We start from the raw sequence: 13,879 nt of genomic DNA, 5'->3' as shown, positions 1-13,879 counted from the left end.
TCGAGATAGGCGGAGATGCAGCCGCAACATGTGAAGCCATTAGTAGCAGATGGAATAAGGGGCTTTCGAGTGACATGTAAATCGCCTGAAGATGTTGATGTGGCAGATGTACGGACGGACTGGGTTCGAGCTACTGAGGTGGTGGGGGCACGATGGGGGCCACCTGGGTTTCGGAATGCTCATTTTTAATCCGTTGATGACAGCTAAGTTTCTGTTGGCCGGGGATGAGTCGGTGTGCAAAGCTGCTTTTCAGTTGAATGACCTACATGCTGCCGTCTTGGCACCGCTACGAATTACATTGCAGCCTGAGTGGTAAACAGATGTTCTCAGCCAGATTGCACAATCAATGATTTCTTCTCGAGTCCCACCCTGTGAAAATCAGTAAACATCATTTAAGTGAAAGACAGAAATCTTTGCTACTGAGACGGGCCGTTATCTTTTTGTTTGTTCAGTCATGCGCAGCCTCTCATTTTTTTATAAATTATAAAATCAGGCTTTTCTCGCAAAACGGTCGCAATTTGTTCAATTTTAACCTTAAGTCGGATTGATCATTTACCGCACACCCTTATCCCATGCGGTTTATGGTGGTTATCTAGGAAAGCTCTTATTAATCAACTGGATGATCTTTTTTTTGTTAAAAGCATAAACCGTAACACTTAGTTACAAATAATGAGTTTTAATCATATTCATAATGTTTTTACACTCAAATCAATAGGTAACATTCTGAAATCATCACTTTTCAGATAAAGACCTAAAAATACTGTGTCATGCTCGCTAGTGAATGGAATGCGCTCGCTTTTGACCCCAGTTTTGATTTGCGCCGGATGGCGCGAGCAGGGATGTTGTTTTGGCAAGGTAAGCCTTTCTTATTAATTTCTCACTGGCATTGACCGTTTCTACTACTCCATAGAACAGGGACAGCCATGTCTAACTCTTCCTTTCAGTCCGAAATCCCTAAAGCGCGCATTAATCTGAAACTCGATTTGCATACGGGGGGCGCGAGCAAGAAAACTGAGCTCCCCCTGAAATTACTGGTGGCGGGCGACTTCAGTAATGGTCAGGAGTCTGCACCACTGTCTGAGCGCAAAAAAGTTAACTTGAACAAAAATAATTTTGATTCAGTTCTTTCCGAATATTCCCCAAAAGTCAATCTGACCGTTAAAAACACGCTTGCCAATGATGGTAGTGAAGACAATATCAGTCTGACCTTCCAGAGCATGAAGGATTTCACCCCTGAGCAGGTTGCCCGTCAAATACCTCAGTTGAAGGCGATGCTTTCCATGCGCAACCTGCTTCGCGATTTAAAAGCGAACCTGCTGGACAATCAGGCTTTCCGAAAAGAGCTGGAAAAAATTCTGCTCGACCCGGCATTAAGTGCAGAACTCAGAGCCGAACTTTCAGCCCTGGCTCCGAAACAGCCATAACGGTCACGATGATTTAATGGATTAATAAGGAAGATGCTGATGTCTGTAAAAAATGAGAATGCGGCTGGTAGCGAGAGTGTGGTGCTGGAACGTCCTGCTGCGGGTGGCGTTTACGCGTCCCTGTTTGAAAAAATCAACCTGAACCCGGTCTCTGAGCTGAGCGCGTTGGACATCTGGCAGGACGCGCAGGCGATGTCGGATGCGACCGCGGATGAACGTTTAACGGCGGGGATGCAGGTGTTCCTGGAGTGCCTGACAAAATCGGGCTCAAGAGTTGAAAAACTCGACAAAAACCTGATTGACCACCATATCGCGGAACTGGACTACCAGATTAGTCGTCAGCTGGATGCGGTAATGCATAGCGAAGAATTCCAGGCGGTAGAAAGTCTGTGGTGTGGTGTTAAGTCCCTGGTTGACAAAACCGATTTTCGCCAGAACGTGAAGGTTGAACTGCTGGATATGTCCAAAGAAGACCTGCGTCAGGACTTCGAAGACAGCCCGGAAATCATCCAGAGTGGACTGTATAAACACACCTATATTGATGAGTATGACACCCCGGGCGGTGAGCCGCTTGGCGCGCTGATTTCCGCTTACGAATTTGATGCCTCGGCGCAGGACGTGGCGCTGTTGCGTAACATTTCCAAAGTGTCAGCGGCGGCGCACATGCCGTTTATCGGTTCGGCGGGGCCGAAGTTCTTCCTCAAAGACAAGATGGAAGAGGTGGCGGCGATTAAAGACATTGGCAACTACTTTGACCGTGCGGAGTACATCAAGTGGAAATCCTTCCGCGAAACGGATGATTCCCGCTATATCGGCCTGGTGATGCCACGCGTGCTGGGTCGCCTGCCGTATGGCCCGGATACCGTGCCGGTGCGCAGCTTCAACTACGTTGAGGAAGTGAAAGGCCCGGATCACGACAAATACCTGTGGACCAACGCCTCGTTTGCGTTCGCATCCAACATGGTGCGTAGCTTCATTAACAACGGCTGGTGTGTACAAATTCGTGGTCCGCAGGCCGGTGGTGCCGTCCAGGACCTGCCTATCCACCTGTATGATCTGGGTACCGGCAATCAGGTGAAAATCCCGTCTGAGGTGATGATCCCGGAAACCCGCGAATTTGAATTTGCCAACCTGGGCTTTATCCCGCTAAGTTATTATAAAAACAGAGATTATTCCTGTTTCTTTAGCGCTAACTCCACCCAGAAGCCAGCACTGTATGACACCGCCGATGCGACGGCCAACAGCCGTATTAACGCCCGTCTGCCGTACATCTTCCTGCTGTCGCGTATTGCCCACTACCTGAAGCTTATCCAGCGTGAAAACATCGGCACCACCAAAGACCGCCGTTTGCTGGAGCTGGAGCTCAACACCTGGGTGCGCAGTCTGGTCACCGAAATGACCGATCCGGGCGACGAGCTGCAGGCGTCTCACCCGCTGCGTGACGCGAAAGTGGTGGTGGAAGATATTGAGGACAACCCAGGCTTCTTCCGCGTGAAGCTGTATGCCGTGCCGCACTTCCAGGTGGAAGGGATGGACGTCAACCTGTCGCTGGTTTCCCAGATGCCGAAGGCGAAATCATAAGCTAAGGCAGGAAGCCAATGAAAACGGAACAACCGTTATGGGGCAGAGGCGTTATGGTCTCTCCCCAGCACTTTCAGCAACAGGCCGCGTATGCGGCCTGGTCTGCGGAATGCATCGCCCGACTGGGTCTATCCCATCCCTGGGGTATGATTGATGCCACTTTTGAACTGGATGCACTGAAACTGGGCCGCCTGCAGGCTCGTCATCTGCACATCCGTTTCCCCGATGGCACGCTTATCGACACGGATAATGCTGACGACCTGCCACCAGTGCTGGCGCTTGAGAGTGAATCACAGGACGTGGTGGTGGTTCTGGCCCTTCCGCTGCTGCGGGCGAATGGCGGTAACTGTCTTAAACCCGATGAGGTGGCCGATCGCCCTGTTCGCTATCGCCAGCGCTGGCGGGATGTCCGTAACACCTTTGGGGACGATACCCGCCAGATTGCGGTGATGCAGCCTGAGCTGACGCTGCGGTTCGCCCATCAGAACAACAGTGATTACCTGACCTGCCCGGTTGCCCGTCTGCAGCAGGATTCGCAGGGGAGCTGGGCACTCGATGAAACCTATCTTCCGCCACTGCTGGCTCTGCAGGGCAGTCACTGGCTGGTAACTCAGCTGGAACAGCTGATGACGCAACTGCGAGCCCGTCTGAGTCGCCTGATGGCAATGCGCCGGGAAAGTAACGAACGCATGGCCGATTTTGCCGTGGCTGATGTGTCTCTATTCTGGTTGCTCAATGCCCTGAACAGCGCAGAACCTGTGCTCGGGCAGTTTCAGCGACACCCGCAAAGCCCGCCTGAACGTTTGTATCCGGAGCTGGCACGCCTTGCGGGCAGCCTGCTGACCTTCTCGCTGGAACACCAGGTGAGTGCTATTCCTGTCTGGCAGCATGAGCAACTGAATAACGTCTTCCCGCCGCTCTTTGACTTACTGGGCGATCTGCTGGAGGCCAGTCTGCCGTCGCGTGTGGTAGCGATTGAGCTTGAGCATGATGTCCGGCTTCACTTCTGGCAGGCGCGTCTGCATGACCCACGCCTGCGCGAAGGGGCGGATTACTACCTCTCCGTGCGCTCATCGATGCCGGTGGCACAACTGCAGGAACAGTTCCCGCGTCAGTGCAAGGTCGGCAGTCCCGATCATGTCAGGAGTATCGTCAATTCATCACGGGTGGGTGTGCCGCTGACGCCGCTGCGTCATGTGCCGGCCGCCATTCCACTGCGTCTGGAAAACCAGTATTTCAGCCTCGATGTCTCTCATCCTCTGGCCACCGAAATGCTCCAGGGTGGGACCTGTATGTTTTACGTTCCGGGCATGCTCGGCGAGCCTGAACTTGAACTCTTTGCGGTACTGAGAACATGAGTGAGCGCAAACGCGGCGTGGCCGCGTCCATTGATATTGATGCCCTGCTGCAGGACACCTGGCTGCAGGTGATCAGCCTGCGTCACGGCCCGACGTTTCAGGATGGAGAAGGGCGCACGCTGTGGGAGCGCTGCATTGCTGATGTCGAACGTGTGCAGCGTGAACTGAAGGCGAGCGAACTCGATGAAGCCAGCTGTCAGCATATTCTCACTGCACAGTGTGCGCTGCTTGATGAGGCGGTCAAAGGTCGCGGTGTGGAGGATGACGCCTGTGTGCAGTGGTATGACATTCCCCTGCAGGGGCACTTCCTCGGCACCATGGATGCCGGTGATACGTTGTGCGCCCGAATGCGCGATGTGCTGCGTGAACCAGATCCTGACAATGCCGTTGTGACCTGCTTTCAGCGGGTCATGATGCTGGGGTTCCTCGGCAGTTTCCGCTCCCTGAGCGACACGGAGCGCCAGAAACTCGTTAACGCGCTCAGTGAACATGTCACGCCGTTCAGCTATCCACAAACTCATCCGGTACTGGCGGAAAGCCGTGCCGGACGGGGAATGGGCGGCTGGTTGGCGTCATGGCCCGTGCGTATTGGCCTGAGCGTGGTGGTGGTTGCTGCGCTCTGGTGGGGACTGAGCCACTGGCTGGATCAAACGCTGCTGACCCTGTTGCCGGGAGCCGTGAAATGAGTCCTGCACAACAGCGCGGGCTTGCGCTGTGGGCCGCCCTGCTGAGTGCAGTGGTTTGCCTGGGTTTTCTGCCAGTATCCCGGCTGGTTTCTGTGCTCGTTCTGCTTACCGTTCTGGGGCTTATCCTGGCGTTCTGGACTGTCGCCAGCCGTCGTGCGGAGCATGACGTCACCCTGAGTCTGGACGACCTTCCGGAAGCCACTTACCGTCAGCCTGTGGTGCTGTTATGTGGCGATCTGCCGCTGGCCTGGCCGCAGCAGTCGCCGGTGCTTACGGTTACACAGGGATGCTGGATCCGCGTGGAGGAGCAGCAGGATCTGGAGCAGGCCGCCCGTCAGGTACTGCGGCTGCGCCCTGACTGGGGGCGTCAACTGTCGGTGATGGTCAGCGTCTGTCCGCAGAAACACGCCGACAGCGAGCGGCTTACCAGCCGTCTGCTGGCCCTGCGCTGGCAAATCAGCCAGTTGCGTAAAGAGACGGGGCATTCTGTGCCGCTGGTTCTGAATGGTCAGGTTGGCAGCGCGATGACGAATGAGTTGCTCTGGCAGGCGGCTATCCCGGGGGAAGGGGTGAGGGTCTGGCGTGAATCTTCAGCGCCGAGTTCAATCGCTGCTTGGGTTACCACCGGTGGGTCGCCTGCAATGCAGCAACAGGTGCTGATGAACAGCCTGATGGGCTGGTTCCATCAGCACGTCAACGCTGTCTTTATGGATGAGAACCCCGATGTTCCTGTCATTGCACCTGCCGCGGTGCTGTGGGGAATGGGATCCATCCTTGCCGGAAGCCTGGCCACGTCGGTCTGGACGGCGTGGTTGTCCCGTCACACTGCGATGCAGCAGGTGGCGGGTTGGCAGCCGGTGGGAACGGACAGCACGGTAATTTCCCCCTTCCCGGATTTTATTTTGCCGCTGCTGCCGGAAGGGCGAGGCCTGACGCCGCGTGGGCGAGCCTTCCGTTGTGCGCTCGGGATCTTCACGCTGGCGGCCATTGCTGCGCTGCTCAGCAGTGGATGGAACAATCGCCAGCTGCTGCAGCGTGTGAGCTTCGATATTGCCCGCTATGACCGTATCCCGATGCATGATTTCGGACCGAAAGCCAAGGCCGTTGCCGTTCTGCGTGACGATGCGGCAGAGCTGGATGAACAGGCGCGTAATGGCGTACCGGCGCGGATGGGCCTCGGTCTATATCAGGGAGAGCGTCTGCGAATGCCGGTGCTGGATGCGATCCGCTCCTGGGTGCCTCCGCCACCGCCGCCAAAACCACAGCCGAAACCCAAACAGGCACCGAAAATTGTCCGTCTCGACAGCATGTCGCTGTTCGATTCCGGCAAATCTGACCTAAAGGCTGGCTCAACCAAAATGCTGGTGACTTCTCTGGTTGGTATCAAGGCAAAGCCGGGCTGGCTGATTGTGGTCAGTGGGCATACCGACAACACCGGCAACCCGAAACTCAATCAGACGTTATCCCTGAAGCGTGCCGAAGCGGTACGCGACTGGATGCGTGATACCGGCGATGTGTCGGAGAGCTGTTTTGCGGTTCAGGGCTATGGCGAAAGCCGTCCGATCGCAACTAACGACACGCCGGAAGGGCGTACGCTTAACCGGCGTGTCGAAATCAGTCTGGTACCGCAGGCAGATGCCTGCCAGATACCGGGCAACACCCCGGCGTCATCGGATGATGACGTTTCGTAAAACAAGATACACAAAATCATTCGGGCTGGGTCGCGGCGGCAACTGAATGTGTCCCCGGGGGCAGAGATAACTCTGTGACCGGGGCAAATGTAGGCAGCCAACAAAGAGGCAGCCTGAAGGATGAAGTGTATAAATGGAGATAATATCATGGCAATTCCAGTCTATCTTTGGCTGAAAGACGACGGCGGCGCGGACATCAAAGGTTCCGTAGACGTGCAGGATCGCGAAGGCAGCATCGAAGTGGTGGCACAGGAGCATAACCTGTACATCCCGACCGATAACAACACCGGCAAGCTGACCGGCACCCGTATCCACACCCCGTTCCTGTTCACCAAGGAAATCGACTCCTCCAGCCCGTACTTGTACAAGGCGGTGACCACTGGCCAGACCCTCAAGTCTGCCGAATTCAAGTGGTACAAAATCAACGACGCGGGCCAGGAAGTGGAGTACTTCAACACCAAACTGGAAAACGTGAAGGTGGTGAAAGTGAATCCTGAAATGTACGACATCAAGGATCCTTCTAAAGAGAAACACAACCACCTCGAGCGTATTGAACTGCGTTACGAAAAAATCACCTGGACCTACAAAGACGGCAACATCATTCATTCCGATTCCTGGAACGAACGCGCCACCGCGTAAGCCTGTGAGCGGACAGTCTCCTCTGTCCGCTTTTTTCTTTTTTGCTGAACGCCTGCGGATGCGGACCTTCAGCAAAGAAAACCACAATCTGCCTGCCAGCCCGACCTTGTGCGCTTTGGTCTCCTGAACAACGGGAAACAGCGAGGGGCGGTAGCGTGTCCAGGAACCGACAAAGAGAGAGATTCATGGAAAACCCAGCTATCCTGTTGCGACGTCTGAACCCTTACTGTGCCCGTGCGATGGAAGGGGCGGCCTCCCTGTGCCAGACCCGTGCCCATGCGGAAATCCTGCCAGAGCACTGGTTGCTGAAACTGCTGGAGCAGGGCGAAGGTGACCTCACGGTGCTGGCGCGTCGCTACGAATGGGACATGGACGGCCTATGGCAGGATTTACTCGGCTGGCTGGGTACGCTGCCGCGTTCTGTACGCGGGCGGCCGGAATTGTCCGACAGCATTCAGATGCTGATGCAGGAAGCCTGGATGCGGGCGTCACTGGCAGGCGAAGAACATATCCGCAGTGTGCATCTGCTGATGGCATTGGTGAATAAACCCAAACTGGCGCGTTGTGACGGTCTGTGGCCGTTGTTGACGCTGGGGCAAAGCCAGCTGGAGCGCCTGCGCCCGCTGCTCGATGCGCAGTCCGATGAACGTCCGGACGTCCAGCAGGACGCGGAGTTGGCGCAGAGCCACGGTGGCGAAGTGGAGTTTATAGGCCGCCCGGCCGGGGCTGAGATAAAAGAAGGCGAACTCAATCCTGCGCTACAGAACGCACTGGATAAATTCACCCTCGACGTCACCGCCAAAGCGAAAGAGGGCAAGATTGACCCGGTGTTCGGCCGTGACACGGAAATCCGCCAGATGGTCGACATTCTCTCCCGCCGTCGTAAAAACAACCCGATCCTGGTCGGCGAACCAGGTGTCGGTAAAACCGCTCTGGTCGAAGGCCTGGCGCTGCGTATTGCCGAGGGCAACGTACCGGAATCCCTCAAACCGGTCATCCTGCGCACCCTTGATCTAGGCCTGTTGCAAGCGGGTGCAGGCGTGAAAGGCGAGTTTGAACAGCGTCTGAAAAACGTCATCGACGCGGTGCAGCAGTCGCCAGTGCCGATATTGCTGTTTATCGATGAAGCCCACACCATTATCGGGGCCGGTAACCAGGCGGGCGGCGCGGATGCGGCTAACCTGCTGAAACCGGCACTCGCCCGCGGCGAACTGCGCACCATCGCCGCGACCACCTGGTCTGAATACAAACAATATTTTGAGCGTGATGCCGCGCTTGAGCGTCGTTTCCAGATGGTGAAAGTCGACGAGCCGGATGACGACACTACCTGCCTGATGCTCCGTGGCCTGAAATCCCGCTATGCCGAACACCACGGCGTACATATCACCGACGACGCCGTGCGCGCTGCCGTTACGCTGTCGCGCCGGTATCTGACCGGACGCCAGTTGCCGGACAAGGCCGTTGACCTGCTGGATACCGCGGCGGCCCGCGTGCGTATGAGTCTCGACACGGTGCCGGAACAAATTGTGCGCCTGAAAGCACAACTGACCGCACTGGAACTGGAAGAGCAGGCGTTACTGGAAGATATCGCCGCCGGCAGTCACCGTCATGGTGACCGCCTGGGTGCCATTGAGCAGCAGCGGACTGAACTGGAAGCGCGTATTCAGGAGCAGGAGACGCGTTTCAGTCACGAAAAGGCGCTGGCGCAGCAGCTGATGGCCAGCCGGCAGGATATCAGTCAGCAGGCTGAGATTTCCGACCTGCAGCAGCAGTTGGAACAGGCACAGCAAGGCGACGTGCTGGTTCAGGTGGATGTGGACACCCGCACGGTTGCCAATGTGATTGCCGACTGGACCGGCGTACCGCTGTCCTCCCTGATGAAAGACGAGCAGACCGAACTGCTGACGCTGGAAAATGAAATCGGCAAACGCGTGGTCGGGCAGGACGTGGCGCTCAACGCCATTGCCCAGCGTTTGCGCGCAGCCAAAACGGGCCTTACTTCTGAGAGCGGCCCGCAGGGGGTGTTCCTGCTGGTCGGCCCGAGCGGTGTGGGGAAAACGGAAACCGCGCTGGTGCTGGCGGATGTGCTGTACGGCGGCGAGAAGTCACTCATCACCATCAACCTGTCCGAGTACCAGGAGCCGCACACGGTGTCGCAGCTGAAAGGCTCGCCGCCGGGCTACGTGGGTTACGGTCAGGGCGGCATACTCACCGAAGCGGTACGCAAGCGTCCGTACAGCGTGGTGCTGCTCGATGAAGTGGAGAAGGCTCACCGGGATGTGATGAACCTGTTCTATCAGGTGTTCGACCGGGGCTTTATGCGCGACGGCGAAGGGCGTGAAATCGACTTCCGCAACACCGTTATCCTGATGACCTCGAACCTCGGCAGCGACGACCTGATGCAACTGCTCGATGAGCAACCAGAAGCGACGGAAGGCGATTTGCAGGAACTGCTGCGCCCAATGCTGCGTGACCACTTCCAGCCCGCGCTGTTGGCGCGTTTCCAGACCGTGATTTACCGCCCGCTGGCGGAAGTTGCCATGCGTACCATCGTGGAAATGAAACTCGACCAGGTCAGTAAGCGCCTGAACCGTCACTACGGCCTGACCACACACATTGATGAGAGCCTGTATGACGCGCTGACCGCCGCCTGCCTGCTGCCCGATACCGGCGCGCGTAACGTCGACAGCCTGCTCAATCAGCAAATCCTGCCGGTGCTGAGCCAGCAGTTGCTCACCCATATGGCCGCCAGACAGAAACCACAGTCGTTACGTCTTAACTGGAGTGAGGAAGAGGGGATCGGGCTGGAGTTTGACCGGACACAAGGAGTGCACGCATGAGCATCAATCCCGCGATCATATTCAGCCACAATCATCACCAGCTGTCGGTGAAGGGATGTGAAGCGGATCTCGATGTACTGGCCTTTGAAGGCGATGAAACCCTGAGCCAGCCTTTCAGCTACCGCATTGAGTTTACCAGCCGCGACCACGGCATCAGCAAAGAAATGATGCTGATGAAAGCGGCCTCACTGACGCTACAGGCCCCGGTGGAACAGGGTTACGGCATCAAAATGCAGCAGGCCGTGCGCACCCTTCAGGGAGTAGTGAGTGGTTTTGAACGTCTCAACACCTCAAAGGATGAAACCCATTATGCTCTGACGCTCCAGCCACGTCTGGCGCTGCTTGATCGTTCGCATCAGAACGCCATTTATCAGGATATGTCGGTCCCACAAATCGTGGAAAAAATCCTGCGCGAACGTCACGGCATGCGCGGTCAGGATTTTCTGTTCTCGCTGTCAAAAGAATACCCGCGCCGAGAGCAGGTGATGCAATACGGCGAGGATGACCTGCACTTTATTACCCGCCTGCTGGGGGAAGTTGGCATCTGGTTCCGCTTTACCACTGATTCGCGACTGAACATCGACGTCGTGGAGTTTTACGACAGCCAGCAGGGGTATGAAAAAGGCCTGACGCTGTCATCGGTTCCGCCATCCGGCCAGCACTCGCAAGGCGTGGACTCGGTCTGGGGCATGGAGAGTCATCATAACGTGGTGCAGAAGCAGGTCAGCACCCGTGATTACAACTACCGGCGGGCCACGGATGACATGAACACCCAGGTGGATGCGACCCGCGGCGACAGCACCACCTACGGCGATGCCTATCACTATGCCGATAACTACCTGACGCAGGGCAGTACCTATGACCGCAATCCGGCACTGGAGTCCGGGGCGTTTTATGCCCGCATTCGTCATGAACGCTATCTGAACGGCCAGACGCAGACCCGCGCAATCTCCAGTTGCCCGACACTGGCGCCCGGCCAGGTGCTGAAAGTCACCGGTGGCTATGAAGTGGCGGAGGCGTTCAGCCAGGGTGTACTCATTACCGGGATGAAAAGTGCGGCCCGCCGTGATAAAGATTTTGAAGTGCATTTCAGCGGTATCCCGGACAGCACCGATGTTAGCTTCCGCCCGGAGCCGGGCAAACGCCCGCAGATGGCGGGGACCCTACCGGCCCGCGTCACCAGCACCACCGAAAATGACACCTACGGGCATATCGATAAAGACGGCCGCTATCGCGTCAACATGTTGTTTGACCGTGATAACTGGGAGACCGGATTCGAGAGCCTGTGGGTGCGCCAGTCCCGTCCCTATGCCGGCGACACCTATGGCCTGCACCTGCCGCTGCTGGCGGGCACCGAAGTGGCGATAGGGTTTGAAGACGGCAACCCGGACCGGCCGTACATCGTCGGCGTGCTGCACGACTCGGCCCACGGCGACCACGTCACCATCCGCAACTACAAACGTAACGTGCTGCGCACGCCGGCGAACAACAAAATCCGCCTCGATGACGAGCGCGGGAAAGAGCATATCAAGGTCAGCACGGAATACGGCGGCAAAAGCCAGCTGAACCTTGGACATCTGGTCGACAGCGAAAAACAACAGCGCGGTGAGGGGTTTGAGCTCAGAACCGACAGCTGGGGAGCCATCCGGGCGCAGAAAGGGATTTTTATCAGCGCTGACGGCCAGGCAAAGGCGCAGGGTCAGGTGCTGGAGATGCAGCCGGCGGTCAGTCTGCTGAAAGGGGCCGTTAATCAGATCACTGAATGGGGAAGCATCACCCAGACGCATCATAATTTTTCCCCAGATACGGATCCGCTTGGAGTATTGGTTAATGGGGCCAGTGAACTGAAAGAAGCAGCCTTACTGATGAGCGCGCCAAAAGGTATCGCTGCTGTAACCCCTGAAACTACGCTGTTGCACAGCGGAAAAGGCCTGTACCTGCAGAGTCTGGGGGAAGTGAATATTGCCACGGCGCAACGCTATTCAGTCAATGCCAGCAAAGCGATATCCCTGTTGGCCAAGGATGAAGGGATGCGTCTGGTGTCGGCCAAGGGGGCGCTGACGGTGGAATCTCATGCCGATACCTTATCGCTGACGTCACTAAAAGATATCACCGTCCAGTCCACGCAGGGGCACCTGCAACTGACGGCGAAAAACGGTATCACTATCGGCTGTGGCGGCGCCTACATCCGCCTTACGCCACAGGGGGAAGTCGAAATTCACGGGCCTGGATTAATCAGTCTGAAGGGGCAGCATAACTTACAGGGGCCCGCCAGCGAGGATTTCCCACTGCCTGAATTACCGGCGTCGGTATGTAAAGAGTGCCTGAAGAAAGCGCAGGCGCAGGCGCAGGGCTTCGTGCCCAGGGAGGCATAAATGACCACGCTATGGATTGGGGAAGTGGCAGCGGCTTGCCGGGTATCCGCCGTCGATTATCTTGATATTATCATCGATCAGGCCGGGCTGGACTTCAGCGTTATCCCGGCGCTGAATGCGCTGTCGGTACCCTGGCTGTCGCTTTATCGTGGCTTGCCGGAAGAATTTATTGTCGATGACGCGCCGTTGGTTGCGCGCCTGGTCCTTGATGATATTCAGCAGATGGCGTGGTTGCAGGAAATCAGCCAACAGGCTGCCGTTAAGGCGCCGTTGCTGCTGTTGTGCTCCGCCTGGGCCTTGCCCTCCCTGGCGGACTGGCTGACGCAGTGTATGGATTGCCTACAGGAAGGCAGAGGCGGGATTTTACGCTTTTACGATACGCGGATATTCCCGCTGCTTTTTACGCATATCCTCAGCGAGGAACAGCAAAAGCCTCTGCTGCGCCCGGCATTGTTCTGGGCCTGGCAGGATATGGACGGTATGTCGAGGGGCCTGAACGGTAACGGCATGCCGCCGGCACGCGGAGAGAAAAGCCAGAAAATCGAACTCAGCGATCGCCAACTGGAACAGCTGATGTGCGTGTGTGATGTCATGGTATTGCTGGGGCACCGTGCGCCGCCAGCCGGCGTGTATGCATCACGGCAGACGCTGTTTTCCGACTGTTACCAGGGCATGCTGGAGGCAACGGATCAGGGCATTATTCTGGATGAGGCGCGTGAGGCTTGGGTAATGAAAAGATGGTTTTCCACAGGAGCAACAGCCTGATGCTCCTCAGAATCTGCGTTCTTGCTGGTGGGCTGCTGTTAACCGGCTGCTCACAGCCTGTCGCTCAGGCTCGGGGGGGCGGTGGCACCATTGATGCCATCAACCACACCAAATGGGCGATTAACCACTTTAGTGTAAATAACCAGTCTGGCATCGACATTATCGGTCCGTTCCAGGGCGGTGGGGGTGGTTGCTGCTATAGCGTACCCGCGCGGTGGACACCGGGTATGACGGTGCGTATTGATTGGGAAACTGGGGTTGGAGATATGGATGGATTTCCCGGCTATCAGGATAGGGAAAAATATCTTGTTTGGGCTAAGCAAATGAAGGATCAAAATCGCCAGCACAGCAAAACCGTCCCGGTTCCTGACTACAACGGCCAGGATACCTGCGGTATCACGGTGCACTTTTTGCCCTGCGATGAGGTGAAGGTGACGACCAGTTGCTGGTCACCGAGAAATGCTAACTACCCGATTAAAGAGCCCATCAGGATGAAGGAGCCGAAAGACTGTCCGAGATA

10 protein-coding genes are annotated in these 13,879 nt (G+C 56.6%); all 10 read left to right on the top strand.

The window, feature by feature from the left end:
* Window positions 1-923: 923 nt before the first annotated feature.
* On the top strand, window positions 924-1,424 hold the full coding sequence (gene tssB / locus ACUTSU_RS11900) for a type VI secretion system contractile sheath small subunit (protein WP_445650222.1): 501 nt from the start codon (window positions 924-926) through the stop codon (window positions 1,422-1,424).
* A 33-nt stretch (window positions 1,425-1,457) separates the two neighbouring features.
* Window positions 1,458-3,005, top strand: coding sequence for a type VI secretion system contractile sheath large subunit (tssC, locus tag ACUTSU_RS11895; RefSeq protein WP_445650223.1), 1,548 nt, complete (start codon window positions 1,458-1,460; stop codon window positions 3,003-3,005).
* Window positions 3,006-3,022: 17 nt separating this feature from the next.
* Window positions 3,023-4,363, top strand: a complete 1,341-nt coding sequence (gene tssK / locus ACUTSU_RS11890) for a type VI secretion system baseplate subunit TssK (protein ID WP_445650224.1) — start codon at window positions 3,023-3,025, stop codon at window positions 4,361-4,363.
* Window positions 4,360-5,049, top strand: a complete 690-nt coding sequence (tssL, locus tag ACUTSU_RS11885; protein ID WP_445650225.1) for a type VI secretion system protein TssL, short form — start codon at window positions 4,360-4,362, stop codon at window positions 5,047-5,049. The genes tssK and tssL overlap by 4 nt, the downstream gene beginning before the upstream one ends.
* Window positions 5,046-6,740, top strand: a complete 1,695-nt coding sequence (locus ACUTSU_RS11880; protein ID WP_445654213.1) for an OmpA family protein — start codon at window positions 5,046-5,048, stop codon at window positions 6,738-6,740. Before tssL ends, ACUTSU_RS11880 begins: the two co-directional genes overlap by 4 nt.
* Window positions 6,741-6,887: 147 nt before the next feature.
* Entirely contained in the window at window positions 6,888-7,379 is a 492-nt protein-coding gene (gene hcp / locus ACUTSU_RS11875) for a type VI secretion system effector Hcp (RefSeq protein WP_024558534.1), read from the top strand.
* Between the two features lie 185 nt (window positions 7,380-7,564).
* On the top strand, window positions 7,565-10,219 hold the full coding sequence (tssH, locus tag ACUTSU_RS11870) for a type VI secretion system ATPase TssH (RefSeq protein ID WP_445654212.1): 2,655 nt from the start codon (window positions 7,565-7,567) through the stop codon (window positions 10,217-10,219).
* The gene (locus ACUTSU_RS11865; RefSeq protein WP_445654211.1) at window positions 10,216-12,594 is read left to right on the top strand and encodes a type VI secretion system Vgr family protein; all 2,379 of its coding nucleotides are present in this window, start codon (window positions 10,216-10,218) and stop codon (window positions 12,592-12,594) included. Before tssH ends, ACUTSU_RS11865 begins: the two co-directional genes overlap by 4 nt.
* A complete protein-coding gene (locus tag ACUTSU_RS11860; protein ID WP_445654210.1) occupies window positions 12,595-13,359 on the top strand; it encodes a DUF4123 domain-containing protein in 765 nt (254 codons plus the stop codon).
* Window positions 13,359-13,879: DUF3304 domain-containing protein (locus tag ACUTSU_RS11855; RefSeq protein WP_445654209.1), on the top strand; the 521-nt coding region annotated here is incomplete at its 3' end. The genes ACUTSU_RS11860 and ACUTSU_RS11855, both read left to right, overlap by 1 nt.

It is taken from the genome of Serratia sp. NA_13 (assembly GCF_052691735.1).
The sequence above is the reverse complement of the archived record's forward strand: the minus strand, read 5'-3'. Positions and strand labels throughout refer to the sequence as shown.